General features: G+C 59.0%; 19 protein-coding genes, 1 pseudogene and 1 riboswitch. Of the genes and pseudogenes, 14 read left to right on the top strand and 6 right to left on the bottom strand.

Features of this window, described 5'->3' with window-relative positions; genetic code table 11:
- Window positions 1-83: 83 nt before the first annotated feature.
- From RGR602_RS32155 to RGR602_RS32145, 3 genes are read left to right on the top strand one after another with little or no spacing between them, the layout of a single operon-like run.
- Entirely contained in the window at window positions 84-956 is an 873-nt protein-coding gene (locus RGR602_RS32155) for an ABC transporter permease (protein WP_040115980.1), read from the top strand.
- Between the two features lies 1 nt (window position 957).
- The gene (locus RGR602_RS32150; RefSeq protein WP_040115979.1) at window positions 958-1758 is read left to right on the top strand and encodes an ABC transporter permease; all 801 of its coding nucleotides are present in this window, start codon (window positions 958-960) and stop codon (window positions 1756-1758) included.
- On the top strand, window positions 1755-2831 hold the full coding sequence (locus tag RGR602_RS32145; RefSeq protein WP_040115978.1) for an ABC transporter ATP-binding protein: 1077 nt from the start codon (window positions 1755-1757) through the stop codon (window positions 2829-2831). The genes RGR602_RS32150 and RGR602_RS32145 overlap by 4 nt, the downstream gene beginning before the upstream one ends.
- 151 nt (window positions 2832-2982) lie before the next feature.
- Here the strand turns inward: RGR602_RS32145 and RGR602_RS32140 are convergent, their stop codons facing one another.
- Window positions 2983-3678: a GntR family transcriptional regulator gene (locus tag RGR602_RS32140; protein ID WP_052451867.1), complete on the bottom strand. Its 696-nt coding sequence runs from the start codon at window positions 3676-3678 to the stop codon at window positions 2983-2985.
- Window positions 3679-3830: 152 nt separating this feature from the next.
- Here RGR602_RS32140 and RGR602_RS32135 point away from each other — a divergent pair, with 152 nt between their 5' ends.
- The 6 genes and pseudogenes from RGR602_RS32135 to RGR602_RS32110 all read left to right on the top strand — a co-directional run bounded on the left by RGR602_RS32135 (window position 3831) and on the right by RGR602_RS32110 (window position 9801).
- Complete coding sequence (locus RGR602_RS32135) at window positions 3831-4835, top strand: ABC transporter substrate-binding protein (RefSeq protein WP_040115977.1); 1005 nt, start codon at window positions 3831-3833, stop codon at window positions 4833-4835.
- A gap of 75 nt (window positions 4836-4910) precedes the next feature.
- A complete protein-coding gene (locus RGR602_RS32130) occupies window positions 4911-5723 on the top strand; it encodes an ABC transporter ATP-binding protein (RefSeq protein ID WP_052451865.1) in 813 nt (270 codons plus the stop codon).
- Between the two features lie 6 nt (window positions 5724-5729).
- Window positions 5730-6602 (top strand): ABC transporter permease, encoded by an 873-nt coding sequence (locus RGR602_RS32125; protein WP_040115976.1) that lies wholly within the window; start codon window positions 5730-5732, stop codon window positions 6600-6602.
- Between the two features lie 55 nt (window positions 6603-6657).
- Complete coding sequence (gene araD, locus RGR602_RS32120) at window positions 6658-8394, top strand: L-arabinonate dehydratase (protein ID WP_040115975.1); 1737 nt, start codon at window positions 6658-6660, stop codon at window positions 8392-8394.
- 21 nt (window positions 8395-8415) lie between these two features.
- Complete coding sequence (locus RGR602_RS32115) at window positions 8416-9141, top strand: ribonuclease activity regulator RraA (protein ID WP_040115974.1); 726 nt, start codon at window positions 8416-8418, stop codon at window positions 9139-9141.
- A 365-nt stretch (window positions 9142-9506) separates the two neighbouring features.
- Window positions 9507-9801, top strand: a pseudogene (locus RGR602_RS32110) (DUF736 domain-containing protein).
- A gap of 155 nt (window positions 9802-9956) precedes the next feature.
- Here the strand turns inward: RGR602_RS32110 and RGR602_RS32105 are convergent.
- Window positions 9957-10406 carry a DoxX family protein gene (locus RGR602_RS32105; RefSeq protein WP_040115973.1) on the bottom strand — a complete coding sequence of 150 codons (450 nt, stop codon included), beginning with the start codon at window positions 10404-10406 and terminating at the stop codon, window positions 9957-9959.
- A gap of 266 nt (window positions 10407-10672) precedes the next feature.
- Window positions 10673-11017 (bottom strand): hypothetical protein, encoded by a 345-nt coding sequence (locus tag RGR602_RS32100; RefSeq protein ID WP_040115972.1) that lies wholly within the window; start codon window positions 11015-11017, stop codon window positions 10673-10675.
- Between the two features lie 373 nt (window positions 11018-11390).
- Between RGR602_RS32100 and RGR602_RS32095 the strand changes: the two genes are divergently transcribed.
- From RGR602_RS32095 to RGR602_RS32075, 5 genes are all read left to right on the top strand, one after another.
- A complete protein-coding gene (locus RGR602_RS32095) occupies window positions 11391-12260 on the top strand; it encodes a hypothetical protein (RefSeq protein WP_040115971.1) in 870 nt (289 codons plus the stop codon).
- A 793-nt stretch (window positions 12261-13053) separates the two neighbouring features.
- A complete protein-coding gene (locus tag RGR602_RS32090) occupies window positions 13054-14787 on the top strand; it encodes a sensor histidine kinase (protein WP_063856027.1) in 1734 nt (577 codons plus the stop codon).
- Window positions 14788-15413: 626 nt separating this feature from the next.
- Window positions 15414-15716, top strand: a complete 303-nt coding sequence (locus RGR602_RS32085) for a hypothetical protein (protein WP_040115970.1) — start codon at window positions 15414-15416, stop codon at window positions 15714-15716.
- Window positions 15717-15790: 74 nt separating this feature from the next.
- Window positions 15791-16006, top strand: a complete 216-nt coding sequence (locus RGR602_RS32080) for a hypothetical protein (protein WP_040115969.1) — start codon at window positions 15791-15793, stop codon at window positions 16004-16006.
- Window positions 16007-16130: 124 nt separating this feature from the next.
- A complete protein-coding gene (locus RGR602_RS32075; protein ID WP_040115968.1) occupies window positions 16131-16415 on the top strand; it encodes a hypothetical protein in 285 nt (94 codons plus the stop codon).
- Window positions 16416-16566: 151 nt separating this feature from the next.
- Here the strand turns inward: RGR602_RS32075 and ribB are convergent, their stop codons facing one another.
- From ribB to RGR602_RS32060, 3 genes are all read right to left on the bottom strand, one after another.
- Window positions 16567-17193 carry a 3,4-dihydroxy-2-butanone-4-phosphate synthase gene (gene ribB / locus RGR602_RS32070; RefSeq protein ID WP_040116673.1) on the bottom strand — a complete coding sequence of 209 codons (627 nt, stop codon included), beginning with the start codon at window positions 17191-17193 and terminating at the stop codon, window positions 16567-16569.
- Between the two features lie 115 nt (window positions 17194-17308).
- Window positions 17309-17453, bottom strand: a riboswitch (FMN riboswitch).
- Between the two features lie 105 nt (window positions 17454-17558).
- Window positions 17559-18341, bottom strand: a complete 783-nt coding sequence (locus tag RGR602_RS32065; RefSeq protein WP_040115967.1) for a glucose 1-dehydrogenase — start codon at window positions 18339-18341, stop codon at window positions 17559-17561.
- 348 nt (window positions 18342-18689) lie between these two features.
- Window positions 18690-19478 carry an SDR family oxidoreductase gene (locus tag RGR602_RS32060; RefSeq protein ID WP_040115966.1) on the bottom strand — a complete coding sequence of 263 codons (789 nt, stop codon included), beginning with the start codon at window positions 19476-19478 and terminating at the stop codon, window positions 18690-18692.
- Window positions 19479-19494: the final 16 nt, after the last annotated feature.

The following is a 19494-nucleotide window of genomic DNA, read 5'->3' as shown; positions in this document are numbered from 1 at the left end:
GCCCGCCGTGCTGAAAGCGCAGCGTGCTCGGCCCGCCCCGGGACCTGCGGCGCTTGTCTGAACGTTCGGCAGGAAGGACTGTCATGTCGACCTATAGTGATGCTTCCAGCGTGAGTGCGCCGGTGCCAAGAGCGCTCAGGCGAGCAGGGTTCAGCGGGGTCGTCCCGGCTCTTGCCTTCGTGGCCATCTTCTTCATCGTGCCGGTGGCGGCACTGTTGCTACGAAGTGTATTGGAACCGGTTCCCGGCTTCGGCAACTATGCTGAGCTGCTTGGATCAGCAACCTATCTCAAGATTTTCGCCAATACCTTCATCGTATCAGGATTGGTGACCGCTATTTCGCTCTTGATCGGCTTTCCCGTTGCCTGGGCGCTGGCAATCATGCCTGGAAGGCTGGCATCGGTGATTTTTGCGATCCTGCTGCTCTCGATGTGGACAAATCTGCTGGCGCGCACCTATGCCTGGATGGTGCTTTTGCAACGGACGGGTCTCATCAACAAGATGCTGATGGGCATGGGGCTGATCAATCAGCCGTTGCCGCTCGTCAACAATCTGACAGGTGTAACGATCGGCATGACCTATATCATGCTGCCCTTCATCATCCTGCCGCTCTACGGAGTGATCAAGAAGATCGACCCGGCAATCCTGCAGGCGGCTGCCCTTTGCGGTGCCAGCCGGCGGCAATGTCTCACGCGCGTTCTCCTGCCGCTGGCCGTACCGGGCATGGCTGCCGGTGCCCTCTTGGTTTTCGTCATGTCGCTTGGCTATTTCGTTACCCCCTCGCTTCTCGGCGGCACGGCGAACATGATGCTGGCCGAGCTGATTGCCCAGTTCGTCCAGTCCCTGGTCAATTGGGGCATGGGGGGAGCGGCCGCCCTGGTACTCCTCGTTGTAACGCTTTCTCTCTATGTCGTTCAGCTGCGTTTCTTCGGCAGTCAGAACACCGGAGGGCGCTGACATGCTGCTTAACTTCGATCGTCTCGGCTGGTGGAAATACGCGCTTTTGACGATCACCATCCTTGCGGCTGCATTTTTGCTGCTGCCGATCTTCTTTATCGCGGCCCTTTCCTTTGGATCCTCGCAGTGGCTGATCTTTCCGCCTCCTGGCTGGACGCTGCAATGGTACGGGGAACTTCTGGCCGATCGCCGGTGGCTGGAATCGGCCTGGACGAGCTTTAAGATCGCATCAATCGTCACCGTGCTATCCGTTCTGCTCGGCCTGGTGACGTCGTTCGGGTTGGTTCGAGGAACGTTCCTTTTCCGTGACGCACTCAAGGCGCTTTTCCTGACGCCGATGATCCTTCCCGTCGTCGTTCTTGCCGTCGCACTCTACGCATTCTTTCTAAGGGTGGGGCTCGGTGGAACCTTGGCTGGCTTCGTGATCTCTCACCTCGTCCTTGCTCTTCCGTTCTCCATTCTGTCCATTTCCAGTGCGCTTGAATGCTTCGATAAGTCCATCGAGGACGCGGCGATACTTTGCGGCGCCTCGCCGCTTGAGGCGAGGATCCGAGTAACGCTGCCTGCAATCAGCCACGGAATATTTTCCGCCGCTGTCTTTTCGTTCCTGACATCCTGGGACGAGGTGGTTGTGGCGATCTTCATGGCGAGCCCAACGCTGCAGACCCTGCCGGTAAAAGTATGGGCCACGCTCAGGCAGGATCTTACGCCGGTCGTGGCTGCCGCGTCGACGCTTCTCATCCTTTTGACGATCCTCTTGATGGCGCTTGTCGCTCTCGCACGCAAGGTACTGAAATCATGAATGACGCTTTCCTTCAGATCAAAGGCATCCGCAAGGAGTACGGCCCTGTTGTCGCGGTTCACGATGTCAACCTACACGTTCAGCGCGGTGAGTTTCTGACCTTCTTGGGACCGTCGGGTTCGGGAAAGAGCACGACGCTTTACATCCTGGCGGGTTTTGAAACTCCGACAAAAGGCGACATAACGCTTGACGGCAAGACCCTGCTGGAAACCCCTTCGCACAAGCGCAATATTGGAATGGTCTTTCAGCGCTACACGTTGTTTCCGCATCTGACCGTTGGTGAAAACATTGCCTTTCCGCTGAAGGTCAGACGCAAGTCCAAGGCCGAGGTCGACACCAAGGTGAAGGAGATGCTGCGTCTCGTTAGACTTGAAGGATACGAGGATCGCAAGCCCGTACAGATGTCAGGCGGTCAGCAGCAACGTGTCGCCCTCGCCAGGGCGCTTGCCTACGATCCTCCGGTACTTCTGATGGACGAGCCGCTCTCGGCGCTTGACAAGAAGCTGCGGGAGGAAATTCAGCACGAAATCCGCAGGATCCACCAGCAAACTGAAGTGACGATCCTATACGTGACCCATGACCAGGAAGAAGCGCTGCGGCTGTCCGATCGCATCGCGGTATTCTCTAAGGGCATCATCGATCAAATTGGCACTGGGCCGCAACTCTATGCCAACCCGCGTACGCGTTTTGTCGCTGAATTCATCGGCGACAGCGACTTCATTTCCTGCGATCTGCTGTCATGTGCAGATGGAAAGGCGACGATCTCACTGGGCGGCAGCGCAGTTTTTGACCGGATCCCGGTCCATGGCAAGGCGGTTTCCAACGCGAAGGGGGCTCTCATGCTGAGGCCGGAACGCATTCGGCTATCGCGTCATGATGGCGGCAACGGTGTCAGTGCAACAGTCAAGGACATCACCTTCCTCGGCAATAATATCCATGTGGCAACGGCTACGGCCGCCGGTGAAGCCTTGTCGGTGCGACTGCCATTCGGGCACGAGGCAATCGCCGGCCTGAACCCTGGAGACCGGGTTCACCTTGAATTCGACCCCGGCGCCGCGCACGTGTTCTGTTGAGGTTTGCGATATGAAGCCCGGCGATCATTCGCTCTCTCCAGCGAAGTCCGGAGGCGTCGTTCGGCACTGATCTTTCGGTATCGAGCAATCTGAGATTGTGTTGGTCTGACCCTAAAAGGCCCAGAACAACATCTCCCTTAAGCGCTACCTCTCAAAAGAAGTGACTATGTGCCTCGCGAATTGCGTCGACGGTGGCAAGCGTGCCTGTAAGGTGGCGGCGTACGGCTTCCTGTGCCCGCGGGATGTCTCCGCCTCGCACATTGTCCATTATTTCCCGGTGCGAACACAAGATCGTGCCGGCTTTGCCGGGATCCATCAAATTGAGCTTGCGAAGCCGATCAATATGCCCGGATCGCGACTGGACCAGCACCCAGAGGTCGGCAACGCCCGCACCTTCGAACAGGGTTTGGTGGAACTGGCGATCGAGAAGCGCGAAGCGTTCGAGGTCGTGATCCACGTTGAGCGCCGTTTCTTGACGGGCCACCAGACGATCGGATTGTTTGATGACGGCTTCGGGCTGGTTTTCCGTCAGAGACCGAATGACTTCCAGTTCAAGAGAGAGCCGCAGGAACTGCGTCTCGCGCGCCTGGCGCAAATCGATCCGTGTGACCTCCGTGCGGGACTGCGGATAAACCACCACGAGGCCTTCGCCCTCCAACATTTGCAGAGCGTCACGCACCGGTGTCTGGCTGACACCGTAGGCCAAGGCGATCTCGCTGCGCGACAGATGCATGCCCGGGGGCAGATCGAGCGAGATGATGCGCCCGCGCAGCACGTCGTAGAGCTGGCGCGAGGTCGAGGTGCGTTTGAGCGCAATTGTCGGGGAAACATCGTTCAGAGCGTCCATGAAACCTCACTTTGACGCGTATCATAGCCGGTAAGACGCTTCATCTCAAACTAATATATTAACACAGTTGACCAACTGATATTTTAGTGTTTCACTCTGCCGGTGCTGGGAGGCACGTTTCATACGTTTGGAATTTACAGTGGGAGGATAGGATGTTGAGACTTTTGGGTGCTGCCGCGATCGCAGCTTTTTTCGCAACCACGCTTCCGGCTTCGGCTCAGGAAAAGACGGCGATCTCCATCACACGACAGCCAGGGATCCTGTATCTTGCGAGCCACGTCATGGAGACGCAAAAGCTCATCGAGAAACAGGCTGCGAAGGAGGGGCTGGACGGCCTCGGTATCGAATGGCGAACCTTCAGCGGCGGTGGAGCGCAGACCGATGCACTGCTCGCAGGCAATGTCGACATCGTCAACACGGGGTCGGGTAATCTTCTTCTGCTTTGGGATCGCACGAAGGGCCGCGTAAAAGGCATCATTCCGAGCTCCGCGCAACCGGTCATCCTGGTCTCCAATGATCCCAAGATCAAATCACTCGATGATATCGGTCCGAGCGACAAGATCGCCGTTCCGACCGTCGGCGTCTCGACACAGGCGATTCTGCTGCAAATGGTCGCCGCCGCAAAGTATGGCGAAGACCAGGTTCGCAAGCTCGACAGCAATACCGTGCAGCTTGGCCATCCGGATGCAGTCGCGGCCATCGCCAACCCCAATCACGAAGTCAAGAACCATTTCTCAGCTCCGCCCTTCCAGTACATCGAGCTAAAACAGAAGGGCGTGCATCGCGTCACGGACTCGCGCGAGATCATCGGAGGTTCCCTCACGCAGGCGACGTTCTTCACGACGACCGCGTTTGCTGAAAGCAATCCCGTCATCATCAAGGCCGTGCGTGAGGCGACCAAGCAAGCAGTGGCCTACATCAAGAACGATCCAAAGGGCGCCCTCGAAGCTTACAAGACGATCACCGGTGACAAAACGTCGATCGATGATCTGATGGCGATCATGAACGAGCCGGGTTTCATCGACGACTATCGGACCGAGCCGCAGGGCACGATGAAGTTCGCAACGCATCTGAACAAGATCGGGACGCTGAAGATGCAGCCAAAAGCATGGACCGACTATTACTTGCCTGAATCCGCCGACCTCAACGGCAACTGATCAACATTCATCCGGCAGAAGGCAGGCCGCTGTCTGCCGGATATGCCCGCCCCTTTTCACGTGAGGACGTCGTCAATGTTCCAGTCCGTAGCAACTTCACCGGCGCATCAGGCTATTGCGCAAGCTGAACCACTCTTGAGTGTCGAGAAAGTTACGCTGCGCTACAAGACGCCCAACCTGCTGGTCACCGCCACCGAACAGGTCTCTTTCCACGTCCGCAAATCAGACCGGTTCGTGCTTCTAGGTCCATCGGGCTGCGGTAAGTCGACGTTGCTGAAGGCAGTAGGCGGATACATGAAGCCCGTCGCCGGTTCCATCCGCATCAACGGCCGGACGGTGACGAAACCGGGTCCGGACCGCATGATGGTGTTTCAGGAATTCGATCAGCTGATGCCCTGGAAGACCGTTCTGGAAAATGTGATGTTTCCGCTGCTGGTTGCGCGCAAGCTGCAGCCAAAGGAAGCGGAGGAAATCGCCCGCGCCTATATCGACAAGGTAAAGCTGACGCGCGCCGTCGACAGTTTTCCCCATACCCTATCTGGCGGCATGAAACAGCGTGTCGCCATTGCGCGCGGCATGGCGATGCAACCCGACATCCTGCTGATGGATGAACCTTTCGCGGCGCTCGACGCGCTGACGCGCCGCCAGATGCAGGACGAACTGCTTCAGCTTTGGGATGATACGAAGTTTACCGTCATCTTCGTCACCCATTCGATCGCCGAAGCGATCAAGATCTCCAACCGTATCCTGCTTCTGTCACCCCACCCGGGGCGCGTCAAAGCGGAAGTCGTGGATGTCGACAAAGCCTCGAACGAGGACGGGACCGCAGCTGCACTCGAGGGGGATATCCACGATCTTCTGTTTTCTGAACCTGGCCATCGGGAGTAAGCCATCATGAGCGCACCACAGATCCTGCTGGCCGAAGACAGCGCAAACGCGCGCCCGGCCTATGGCAACATCGCCGCGATCGAACAGAAGCTCGGGCCAGTTGAGCTCATCTGGGGTATCGGCGCTATTCGAAAGGCCCTGCTGATTATCGTGCTTGCGCTGCTGTGGCAGGTCTACGCCACTTATCTGGACAACCCGCTTCTATTTCCGACCCTCGCCGACACGCTGGTGACGCTCGTCGATCGCTTCGCGGATGGCACGCTGCCGGCGCGCATCTGGACCACCTTGAAGATCCTGTTGATGGGATATGCGGCGGGAACGATCCTGGCGGCCATCCTGACCGTGTTGGCGATCAACACGCGCATCGGCACCGACTTCCTCGAGACGATGACCGCCATGTTCAACCCGCTTCCGGCCATTTCACTTCTGCCGCTGGCGCTTATCTGGTTTGGCCTCGGCGCCTCAAGCCTCGTCTTCGTGCTTGTGCATTCCGCGCTCTGGGCCGTGGCGCTGAACACCCATTCCGGCTTTCTCGGCGTTTCCCGCACTCTGCGCATGGTCGGAGCCAATTACGGCCTGTCTGGCTTGTCCTACGTCGTTCGCATTCTCATCCCGGCTGCCTTTCCCTCGATCCTTACCGGTCTAAAGATCGGCTGGGCCTTCGCCTGGCGCACCCTGATTGCCGCCGAACTCGTCTTCGGCGTCTCGTCCGGGCAGGGCGGCCTTGGCTGGTTCATCTTCGAAAACCGCAACCTTCTCGACATCCCGGCCGTTTTTGCCGGACTGCTGACTGTCATCGTCATCGGTCTGGTGGTCGAAAATCTGGTCTTCCAGACGATTGAACGCAATACTATCCAGAAATGGGGCATGAAGGAATGAAGACTGCTTCCTTGTCTGCATTCGCCTCCGTTCATCATCCTTGTCGGACAATGCCATGAAAACACGCAGAACCTACGAGCAGCTCCGCTCCGCCCGCTGGATGGTCCCCGATGATCAAAGATCCTTCGGCCACAGATCGCGCACCATGCAGATGGGCTACGACCCCGCCGACTGGGAGGGGCGCCCGATCATCGCCATCCTCAACACCTGGTCGGATGCGCAGCCCTGCCACATGCACTTCAAGGACCGAGTGGAATGGGTCAAGCGCGGCGTGCTGCAGGCAGGAGGCTTCCCGATGGAGCTTCCAGCGCTGTCACTGTCTGAAAATTTCGTCAAGCCAACGACCATGCTCTACCGCAATATGCTGGCGATGGAGAGCGAGGAATTGCTGCGCTCCCATCCCATCGACGGCGCGGTCCTCATGGGTGGTTGCGACAAGACCACTCCGGGCTTGGTGATGGGCGCGCTCAGCATGGGTCTTCCCTTTATCTACCTGCCTGCCGGACCGATGCTGCGCGGCAACTGGGCGGGCAGGCATCTGGGTTCCGGTACCGACGGATTCAAGTTCTGGGACGAACGCCGCGCCGGCACGATTTCCAAGGAAGAGTGGCAAGGGATCGAGGGGGGTATCGCCCGCTCCTATGGCCACTGCATGACCATGGGAACGGCATCGACAATGACGGCGATCGCCGAGGCCATGGGACTGACGCTTCCTGGCGCCTCCTCCATCCCCGCCGCCGATGCAGGTCATCAGCGCATGTCCACGCAATGCGGCCGGCGCATCGTCGATATGGTCTGGGAGGACCTGACGCCGGACATGATCGTCACGGCGGCAGCAGTGGAGAACGCCGTGACCGTGGCGATGGCGACCGGCTGTTCTACGAATGCCATCATTCATTTGATCGCCATGGCACGCCGCGCCGGGATTGCGCTGGAACTGGACGACCTCGACCGCATCGGACGCAAAACGCCCGTCATTGCCAATATCCGGCCATCGGGTGCGACATACCTGATGGAGGATTTTTACTACGCCGGTGGTCTGCGGGCGCTGATGAAGCAACTGGGCGACAAGCTCAATTCGTCAGCGATCACCGTCACCGGCAAGCCGCTTACGGAGGGTCTCGACTTGGTAAAGGTCTGGAATGACGACGTCATCCGGCCACTGTCGAACCCGGTCTATCACGAGGGATCGCTTGCCGTCCTCAAGGGCAATCTCAGTCCCGACGGCGCGGTGATCAAGCCTGCCGCCTGCGACCCGAAATTCCACCGGCATAAAGGTCCGGCTCTTGTGGCTGATAGCTACGCCGAGCTGAAGACGATCATCGACGATCCCGACTACCCGATGACGCCGGAGACTGTTCTCGTCTTGCGCAACGCCGGGCCGCAGGGTGGACCGGGAATGCCTGAATGGGGCATGATTCCCATGCCCAAGGCGCTGTTGAAGCGCGGCCTGCGAGACATGGTGCGACTGTCGGATGCGCGCATGTCCGGCACTTCTTTCGGCGCCTGCGTGCTGCATGTGGCGCCGGAATCCTATGTCGGAGGCCCGCTGGCGCTTTTGAAGACTGGCGACATCGTCGAGCTCGATATCCCCAACCGCAGCCTGAACATGCTCGTACCGGACGAAGAACTCGCGCTTCGCCGACAGTCGTGGAAGCCGCCGGCTCCACGCTATGGCCGCGGCTACGGCTTCCTATTTTCCAAACATATCGAACAGGCCGACAAGGGCTGCGATTTCGATTTCCTGAAGACGGAATTCGGCCCTCAGGTCGATGAACCAGCGATCAACTGATCTATTCAGCCGGAGATGATAATGACCGACTACGCTCTTTCCGACGAAATCCGCGCAAAATTGATGAAGGCGTCGACCGCCTCCGTTGCCACTGCGCTCTACAAACGCGGCCTGCGCAACCAGTTCATCCAGAATGTCCACCCGGTCGCCTGGAAGGGCAAAAACATGGTCGGACAGGCCTTTACCCTTCGCTACATTCCGGCGCGCGAGGATCGCAATCCTATCACCGTGTTCCGCAACGCGGACCACCCGCAACGTGTCGCGGTCGAAACCTGCCCGCCTGGTTGGGTGCTTGTCATGGACAGCAGGAAGGATGCGCGGGCCGCATCGGCAGGCTCTATTCTCGTTACAAGGCTTGCGATGCGCGGCTGCGCCGGCGTCGTATCTGACGGAGGCTTTCGCGACGCCGAAGGCATCGGCAGGTTGGATATGCCGGCTTACCATCAGCGCCCGTCGGCGCCGACCAATCTAACCCTCCACGAAGCGCTCGACATCAACGTGCCGATTTGCTGCGGTGACGCCCCTGTTTTTCCCGGAGACGTGCTCGTCGGTGATGGTGACGGTGTCATGATCATTCCAGCGCATTTGGCCGATGAGATCGCCGAGGAATGCGCCGGGATGGAAAGCTTCGAGGAGTTCGTTCTCGAACAGGTCCAAGACGGAGCTGCCGTAATCGGCCTTTATCCGCCAACGACCGACAAAGCGCAAAACGACTATGCTCAATGGCGTAAAAGAACCGGGCGCTGAGCCCGAGCGGCGTAAGCCGCACCCATTCCCCGAACCCGAACGCTCAGTTGCAGTCAGAACTGTTGCCAAACGCCCTGGACGCTTTCGAGCCAGGACATGACAGGACGAAAGCTGGACGCTTTCCGCCGTACCAAGAAAGCCGACCGCTTCGATCGTTCCCCGACGAGCGACTTTGGTTGAACAGTCACCCTGACGAAGCGCGGGAAAGACAAACTCATCGGACGTTCCCACACCGTTGCACATGGCCTGCTGGTTGCGTCCGAAGACATCCACGGGGATCTTATGACCGGTATTGAGGACCACTGTCGAAGCCCTGCGGGTGCGTACCGATCGTCCTCATGATCGACAGCCATCGTGAGGCAGCGATGGGCGCGGCCCGAGCAACATCGACCGACGGCTTCCTCGGCATCAAGACCCTCAACCTCAACGTCAAAGCGAAGATTGTTCGTGTCGAATGCACCTCCTCCCGACTTCGGGATGCTGGCCGGCAATGTCGGGTTCGGTATCGGCGGCGAGAAACAGGCCTGCGAAACCGAACGCGACTACATCTCAGTCAAGCTCGACGATCCGAACTTCCCAGCTCCGATCTACGCCAGCCTGACCGGGCTCCAGGGCCAGGAAGGCCTCCAGCTCCTCTGGTCACGCAACACGCGCCGCTGACGGAAAGGAGGAGCCCCGGTTGGAAGCTGGCAGGTGCTGAGCCCGGTCCTTTCGCGGCCCTCGTCTCATCAGCGTCCGCTCTGGGTTGCGTTTGGAGCAGTCACAAAGGGTAACGGCGATGCCGTGCCGTTTCCCCAGGTGCTTAGACTTCGGATTCAGATCTGCTTGCCAAGTTTGGCATCTACAGACTGCGAATTCGATCCCCGAACCGCGAAGAACAAGAAAATGGCAGTCCAGAGGATCGATTTTTCGGCGCCACCAAGGCCTTCACCCCGCACCACGCCATGGAAATAGACAGTGACCAACAGCACGATCATTGCAGCGAAAGCGGCTGGCCGCGTGAACAGCCCGATTGCGATCAAAATGCCGCCGAAGAATTCGGTTGCCGCAAGCAACGGCGACCAGAAAAAACCGGGATAGAAGCCGAGACCTTCCACCATGCCGGCAGCTCCGAAGGGATTCAGGATCTTGCCGTAGCCATGGGTCACCAGCAGTCCGCCGGCGATCACACGCAGAGCCGTTTCAGCGATGGTGTTAAATGGCATGTAAATTCTCTGAAGTGCCGGCACCATCGGGCGGGGTCGGCTATCGGCAAAATCTGTCATGGGTGACCTTTCCGTTTCATTGCGATGCAACACATCTGCCGTGAACCGGTTCAAGAGCCAAGTCGGACGAGGATAAAATATGATGGTTCGAGTTAACAATGACGTGATTTCGACGTCACAATAGCTGCGCGGTGCGGAGCGGGCAGACGCTGCCCATGCCCTTTGTGAGCTTTGTCCTTGATCGCAAGGTCCGGCCCGAAGAGGTTCGGAAAACAAATAGCCCGCCACTCATAACAGTGGCGGGCTGAGCTTCCAGCAAATAGATTTTAGATCTCGGGGCATCCGCGCACGTTGGCAAATACTATCCGTGCGGGACCACGGCGCGTAAAGCCTTGGACCACGACACTGCGTGGCGAGACACGAACGATACGAGCGCGACGGAGACCTGCGTCGCGCGCACTGTCAAGCGCATCGTCTGGGTCGCACGCCCGGCGAGCCGGCCTATAGCGGCGATCGAAATACCGGTCCCGATCGCGGTCGCGATCGTAAATACCAACTCCACCTGGACCTACCCGCAGTTCCAGTTCCTGCGCGCCCGCAAGGGAATGGCTGATCGTCACGCAACCCAGTGCGGCGAGACCGATCAAAGCCGATTTAAAAATATTGCGCATAAGTGCTTCTCTCCAGTTCTTCAACGTGCAAATCCGGTGAGAAGCAGACTAAGGAAATTTTTGCTCCGCCCTGCGGCAAAAGACCCGGCTCCTCGTCAAGCCGGGTCTCTCCCAGTCCGCCTGCATCTCAGCGCGGTGCCGCCGTCTAGGCCCTCTCCTAGTCATCGTCAAGAGCGGACCAAAGGCCTCGATGCCAGGGAGCAACTCTGCCCGCACCCAACCTCTCCTTCTGACATGAGGAAATCCACTGGCGCCGATGGAATGGACCTGCGCTTCACCGCATGCGTGTCGAGCGTCGGAGGTAAATCTGATCGCGGCTGGAGGAAACCGCGCGGCACGTCACAGCGTTTCTCAAGGGAAAGTCGAGCTCACCATGTCGAACCGCCGAGAACAGCAGACGCCCGAAGGCGCCTTCAAAGAGAAGATCGGGCAAATCACCTCATTTCCCTACGACCGACTGACGGTCGAGCGTTTTCGCGCGGCTTTTCCCCAAGCGCGGTGGAGCGAGGACCTCAAGGCATGGTTCGTCCCCGGGAAGACTGCCGGTCGCCGGATCGCCCGCTGGCAGGCGCATGAGGCAACGCAGGTCGAAGCCTATGCGGACGAGAAGGGACGCGACGCCTTCCAGTTCGATCCGATCGAAAGTCCCTATCTGGAGGTCGGGGAGGCGGGCTTACGGGTCCGGACGCCGTTTTCCCGGACTGTCGTTGATGAGCTGCGCGAAGTTCCCTGGGCCCAATGGGACAGCGATCTCAGGGTCTGGCATGTGCCCTTCCGGTCGTTCGACGATCTAAGGCGGCGATGGGCGACGATCGAGGCCGCGGCCCGGCGGAACGAGCCCGAAGAACGAAAGCGCAGGGCTGAAGAGCGAAAGGGAACCGAGGACGACAGGCGCGCCCGACTTCGCTCGGTCGAGAGGAAGCGTCGTCGCTATCCGCTGGCGTGCAACGACCTGCCGCCGTTGCACCGGCCAGTGGCGACCGAACAGTACGGTGTCATCGTCTTTACGGAGATCACCGGCGAACTCGTCGAGCCAGATACCGTTGCGGATTTCTATCCGGGTGCGACGGAAGACCACGTATGGGGACTGTGGCGGACGCCGACGCTGGACGAACTGATCTCCACATGGCCCGCGAAGCCGGTTCCAGAAAACCGGAGGCGAGAATGGTGGCTTCCGAGTATCGTTGAGCTGAGGCCCGTCCGCCGGCTGGCGCGATCCCGGGAACGACGCAGACGAAAGTAATTGAGTGCATTCATATACATCGGCATAAGGGCCGGCTAAATTCGCGTTTGAATGCGCGACTGCGAAGCTGCCCTGCGTCACGCATCGCGAGAGAACCAGGTGTGTGCTTACAGACCTATTGGACAGGATTCCACGATCGCTGCCGAACACCGGCTTGCAACTTACGGATCGCTGGCCCCCGGCCGGGTGAACCATTACCAGCTTGCCGGCCTGGAAGGAACCTGGCGGAAGGGGACGGTCCGAGGGACTCTCGTGGAATCCGGATGGGAAGCTGCCCTTGGTTTTCCAGGCTTGCTGCTCGATGAAAGCGGCGTCGCGGCAGTGAACGTGCTTTTGTTCGAGTCGCCGGATCGACCACTTGGAACGGCTCGACGCATTCGAAGGGGCGGGGGTATCGCCGTATACGGGCGAAGATCAGTACGCCTGATGGGCAACTAGAGGCCTTCATTTACGTGGTCGCGCCTTAGGCGCACCGGCTGCCGGCATAAGAAATGAGTTTTGCAGCATGCGGTGCGAGAAGGTGTGGCTCGAATGCACTCAAGCTTTCGAGTGCCGTCCTCAGCCCTCTTTCTCCCAGCAGCCGGTTCGCATAGGTCATTCGCAACGCTGATGAACGATTTTTTCATGAGCGGTGTTTCCTAAACTAAGGTGTCTCATTCATGGTCCTTTGGCTCCGTTCTGGCATGAAGGGCGATCCAGTGTAGGAATGACACACATGGATAGTCAGGGCTGAATAGTCATGCTATCGAAACCTGGTTGGGGAACGGATCCTTGCGATCCAAAGGGCGGAAGAATGAGACTGAAGCTCGTTGCAGTCGCGGTTGCGGCGCTAGCGCCAGTTGTCGCGATGCTCGTTTATAACGAAGTAGAGACACGCCTTCAGCGCAACGAGGAAATCAGGGGCAATGCTGCGCAGGCCGCACGCCTGGCGGCTTCCGAAGTCGAACGAATCATCGAAGGGCTGCATGGCCTTCTTGTCGCCGTTGCCTCAATGCCAGCCATCCAGGATCTCGACGCGGCGGCTTGCGATCGGGCCCTTCGGTCGGTTGCCTCGAGCGTGTCCAATATTCGCACGATTTTTGTGACCGACTTGAAGGGGCATCCTGTCTGCGGCAGCGTCGAGCCGCCGAGCGGCGTCCGGTTCGCGGATCGGGACTACTTCAGGCAAGCCCTGGCGTCAGGCCGGTTTGTCGTCGGCACCTACACCGACAGCCGGATGTCGAAGGGTGCAGTCCTTCCGGTAGCGATGCCGCTGATGAAAGAGGGGGTCGCCCAACGTGTGCTGGTGACGGGCCTACGCTTGGAATGGCTGCAAGACAGGATCGCAGAACGCGGCGTAGAGGGTGGCAATGCCATTACGATCGCCGACAGCAAGGGGACGATACTGGCACGCGTGCCAAATCCCGAGCGTTTTGTCGGAACCGCCATACCTGCTGCCTTTCAACACCTGATCTATGCGGATTTACCAGGTATCATCGAGGTTACTGGGCAGGACGGAATCGAACGGATCCTTGGATATCGCCCGATCAAGCTTCCAAACAACCCGCTCTACATCGGCGCCAGCATCTCGAAGGAAGAGGCATTCGCACCGATCAACCGAGCGACGGAAGTCAACGCGCTGTCCATCCTCGGCGGCGCACTGCTCGCCTTTCTGGCCGCCGTTCTCATAGGCAACCGGTTCATCGTGAGGCCGATCCACCACATAGCTCGCGTGATGGGAGACTGGCGCGCCGGCAGAACCGACGTGCGCACGGGAATGAATCCGGCGAAAGATGAACTCGGTGCTGTGGGTGCGACACTGGACAGTCTCCTCGACGAACTGGACGCCCGGCACCGGCAAGCGAAGGAGGCAGAGGACGAAAGAGACCTGCTGTCGCGGGAGATGGCCCACAGAGTCAAGAACGGCTACGCTCTGGTGCAGGCGATCGCCCGACAGAGTTTTGCGAAGAGCGATCCGTCGCGCTATGCCGTGTTCTCCGAAAGGCTAACGGCGCTGGCAGGAGCCTACGACCTCATTCTCACAAGAGAGGCCCATTCGGCGGATATGTCCGAGACGATCCGAAAGTCGCTGCGCCCCCACCATGAGGTCGATGCCAGCCGAATGGAAGTAACAGGTCCACAGGTTTCTCTACCGGCGGAACTCACGCTGGCCCTGTCGCTGGTCGTGCACGAGCTCGGCACGAACGCGATGAAATACGGCGCGCTCAGCACCGACGAGGGCCGTATTGTCATTAACTGGACCCTCAAGGACCGGCGGGTTCTGCTGACTTGGCAGGAATCAGGGGGCCCCGAGGTTACTCGGCCGAACGCTAGAGGGTTCGGCTCAGTGCTGATCGAAAAGGCATTCCCGGCAAAATACCAGGCAAAAAGCCTTTCCACCTACGGGACCAGCGGCCTGATATTTGAACTCGCATTTTCTTTGCCGGGAGATCCGGCGGATGATCATCCGGCGACGTCTTTCCAGGCTGCCCGCGCCCAAAGCGAGGATGACGCAATCGAGAATCCGCGCAAAGCGAGCCACAGTTGAGAAAGGCTGCGGCTGCGACGGACCGTCAAAGGCACTGAGCCTCGTGCGCATGCAGGCTGTTTGCAGGCTCGCCTGACGTCCAGGTCATTCGCGCTGAATAGCACCTTCTTCCGTTGAAGAAAATTCCGCCCGACTTAGCATTTGGTCTCATGAATGCGAGATCAATCATGCTGCAAAGACTGGTGCGGGAACCCGATTTTGCCGTGCTCTGGCGGGCCGTCGGTGAATGGTATCGCTATTATCAGGTCGCTCCTGATGAGAGGACAACGGTTGTTGACGGTTATCGTAGGTGGCAACACGCGTGAACGCGGGTCTTCGTCGGCGGTTCATTAGCGCCTCGCCGGCTGCTGCCTCGGTATCGAAATGACGTGAGTGGGAACCGTCGAGACTCTGTCGATGGCGGATCGCGATTAAGGTCCTCTGCCCGGTATCTACGTCGCGTTTCCATTGCGGCTGGTCGGGCAAATGCGGCCCGCTTGCCGGTCGGTTGTATTTTAGCATCTTCGAAAGATTTCATTTGCTTTGCTTCTGGTGGCAGCGCATGGTTCCCGCCTCCAGCAGTCATCATCACGGGGGCTGCTGTTTGAGGGCCGCCATGCTCTTGCCCCGACCGAAAGGAGGGCCTGATGTCTTCCGAATTTTCTACGAAATATCTGACGAGCAAAGACCTCGGCATGCTGCAGCAGGTGCTGAGTGATGCTGGCTATACAGACGATATTCTTATCGAACCGCCTCGACCTTTCAATGCAGCAGCCAAGCTGATGATCCGCCTCTTTCAACAGGGAATGACGGATCCCACCAACCTTGCCAATGAACTTGATCGGCAATTCGGGAAGTCTCGGAAAATGGAGACGGCCTTTGCAGGTTCACCGCTTCATCGCTTCGCGATCCAAGGTCTTCCGACGAAGCTCCGTTCTATTGTTCATTAACGCCTTGCTCAAAGGCGAGGCTCGATCATGCGGCGGCAGAACTAGCGCAGGCTTTGATTACGAGGAAATGGACGATGTTTGAAGGCAGCAGAAGGGAACTGGACGACTGGCAAGCTGAAAACATGGGCGCGCTAGCGCCAAAAACTGGAAAGTTGCTGGGTGACAATCCGTATGATCCCCAAAGGGATCCGGTTCGCTACAGGCTTTGGAGAGAGGCGTATTTTAGGGCCCAGAATGAGATCGACGGCTTTAAGCAGGACCCCGCATTGCTCCGAAGCCTGCGCTCGTGAAATCCAACTTGATGATGCGGTGCTGATCGCCAGCGCGATCTTTCCACCGATCACTGGCACAAGGTAGCTCAGAAGGACGTCGAGCCGCACCAGAGACATCCCGTCGTTCGACCGAGGAAAATCAATGTCGCTTAAAATGCGCCCGAACATGCCGCCGTTCGTCACCAATGAAAACGGCCATATCCCAATGACCGACATCGCGGCAAACTGGCTCGTGATCGTGACGCGCGAGGCTTTGGAACGAGTAGCGTCGCCGCCCGACGCGTCGCTGGAGCGCCTGCTGGCATATGCCGACACCTTCGGCGAGGTCGCCACATATAAATTGGAGCATGGCCGCGCTGGCGAAGAGGAAACCATCTGGGTTCAAAGCGCGGATGTTGTCGAATGGCGAAGCACACAATCTATGTAAGTTTTTTCGACTGTGCGGGCCGCAGCCACGCGTTCACCCGCCTTTCGATGAGCGATTAGCTCGCATCGTTCATCGCAAGATCGCAAGCGCCGGACCAGGTTCGAGCGGCTAGGGGAGAAAGACCGCTCAAACCTAAACGGGCAACCGGATTTCAGGCTGCCTTAACGGGAACACTGGCTGCCCTGTATGCGATCAAGTCTTCGATGGTGATCAGATGGAGGCCATGCCGTTCAGAAAACCGCTCGAGTTCGGGAAGGCGTGCCATCGTGCCGTCGTCGTTGGCCACCTCGCAGATCACCCCGGACGGGGACAGACCGGCAAGCTTGGCGAGATCCACCGCTGCTTCGGTGTGGCCAGGGCGGGAAAGAACGCCGTTCGGGTGGGCTCGGAGCGGAAAGATATGACCTGGCCGGGCAAAATCCTCTGGGCGAGAGCCTGTTCTGACGAGTGCTTGAACGGTGGCAGCCCTGTCGGCGGCCGATATTCCAGTCGTCGTTTCGGGAATGTAGTCCACGGAGACGGTGAAGGCCGTCTTCAGCACTTCGGTGTTGCGTGGAACCATCAAAGGAATATCGAGTTCGTCGAGCCTGTCGCCTTCCATCGCAACGCAGATAAGGCCGCGGGCGTGGTTCATCATGAACGCGATTGCTTGCGGAGTGACGGCCTCCGACGCGATCACGAGATCGCCTTCGTTTTCCCGGTCACGGTCATCGACAACGACGACGATATCGCCTCGCGCAATAGCGGCGACCGCATCGTCGATTTTGGAAATTGCCATTTTCATGCCTTTCAAGGGTTAGCCGTCGTGAGCGGCGCGCATGGCCTGTCAAAGCCACCATTTTCCCTTGGGCGAACAAGCATAGGAAACGCCGCTCATGAGGCGGCGTCCGCTGCATTGCTCTCTTCCATCCGGACTGTAACCGTCGGCTCCGGCATCTCACCGGATCTGCTGACCCTCCGCTTCCACGAAGGCGCTCGCGGGCTCCGAGTTGCCTCGATACCGCCGGTGGGGAATTGCACCCCGCCCTGAGAACGCGTGTAACATAGAGGATCAATGCCGTATTCTGCAAGAGGCTGCCAGCTGCTGCCCATCGAGAATCTGTTTTTCGCGGTGAACGCACCGTTCCTCATTATCGAATGAAGCTACGACATGATCAGGCCGCCATCGACGTTGATCGTCTGGCCGGTAATATAGGCAGCATCGTCGCTGGCAAGGAAGGTGACGAGACCGGCGACATCTTCGCCAGATCCTGCCCGCTTCATGGGAATCCCCTCGATCCACTCTTTCATCAGTTCTCCGGGGCCGTAATTGCCGAGGAGTTTGCCCCAGGCCTGATCGTTATAGGCCCACATGTCCGTTTCGATGATACCGGGGCAGAAGGCATTGACGGTGATGTTTTCGGTCGCGACTTCCTTGGCAAGGCTCTGGGTGATCCCGACGACGCCCATTTTTGAAGCGGCGTAGTGTGGGGTGTAGATGAAGCCGTCGCGCGCCTGGCCGGAGGCGGTGTTGATGATGCGGCCGCCGCGTCCCAGCCTGCGCATGCGCAGAATTGCTTCCTGCGCGCACAAGAAGACGCCCTTGGTGTTGACGGCCATGACCCTGTCCCACTCGCCTTCCGTCATGTCTTCGATCCGGGCGATGGTGATGACGCCGGCGTTCTGGATCGACACGTCGACCGTGCCGTAAGCTTTCTCCGCTGCGTCATAGAGAGCCTTCACGCTGGCTTTGTCGGTGACGTCTCCGACGAAGGAGATAGCATTGCCGGCATCGGTTTTGATTTGCTCGGCGACTGCATGGACCGACTCTTCGTTTGCTGAAACCACGAGATTGGCGCCTTCTCTCGCAAACCGCTTGGCGATCGCTGCGCCGATTCCGCGGCTGGCTCCGGTGATGACGACGGTCTTGTTTTCGAAGCGTTTCATTTCTCTTCCTTTCCCGTTGCCAGGCGATATCGGGCGTCGGCCGCAGAGCCGGCAGTTCCTGTTGCGTCATGCTGCTTCAAGCGGCTGCCGAAATGATCTTGGCTTGTGAACCGCAGTGGCCGCCTGTGGTGCAGGCGCCCGACGCCTTTCGCTTGCGGTGTCGGGCCCCGGTAATCGCGGTCTAACCCTTCGGGTGCGCTTTGCGGGTTCTCGATCGGCGTGAAGGGCGAGCGGACGACGATGTCGCACGCCGCCTCGCTCGTAAGTCCCTTCAGCGCCTCGATCTCGGCCAGGGAGGAAGCGAGACCGTGTATTTTCTAGTTGCCGGCAATCAGCTTTCGCATGGCATCACCAGCAGCAGAAACCGCCGTCGACAAGCAGATCGACGCCTGTCACGAAACTTGCCGCGTTCGACAGCAGGAACACCGCCGGACCGACCATCTCGTCGACCGCTGCCATGCGCTGCATCGGCGTCTGCTCTTCAAAGAGCTTGGTCTGATGGACCATCTCGGGACGCGTGTTCATCGGCGTCGCCGTGTATCCGGGCGAGATCGTGTTGACGCGGATGCCACGGCCGACCCATTCCATCGCCATGGACTTCGACATATGGATTACGCCGGCCTTGGAAGCGTTATAGTGCGCCTGGCTCAGTCCCCGGTTGACGATCACGCCGGACATGGACGCAATATTGACGATCGACCCGCGTCCGTTCTTCAACATGGCACGGGCCTCGGCCTGGCATGAAAGGAAGACCCCTTTCAGGTTAATGTCCATCAACGTCTGGTACTGATCCTCTTCCATCTCTTCCGCCGGGTTGGCGTTGGCAATACCTGCGGCGTTGACGGCAAGCGTCAGTGCGCCGAGCTCCGCCTCGGTGCGTGTGACCGCATCTGCAAGGGAATACTTGCTCGTGACGTCCGCCGCGATCTGGAGAGAACGGCGGCCTGCGCCCTGAATGTATCTAGCGGTGTTGGCCAGTCCGTCGTCAGTTCGACGGTCGAGCAGCGCGACGTCGGCGCCGCACTGTGCAAGACCCATGGCAATGCGCTGCCCAATCCCACTTCCGGCTCCGGTCACGATGGCAACCTGGCCGCTGAGATCGAAAAGCTTCGGGGCGTTCAGAGTGATGTCGGACACCGCTCTTCCTTTCTCT

The organism is Rhizobium gallicum bv. gallicum R602sp (assembly GCF_000816845.1).
Classification (GTDB): domain Bacteria; phylum Pseudomonadota; class Alphaproteobacteria; order Rhizobiales; family Rhizobiaceae; genus Rhizobium; species Rhizobium gallicum.
Note: the sequence above shows the minus strand (reverse complement) of the source record. Positions and strands in the feature narration are given on the sequence as shown.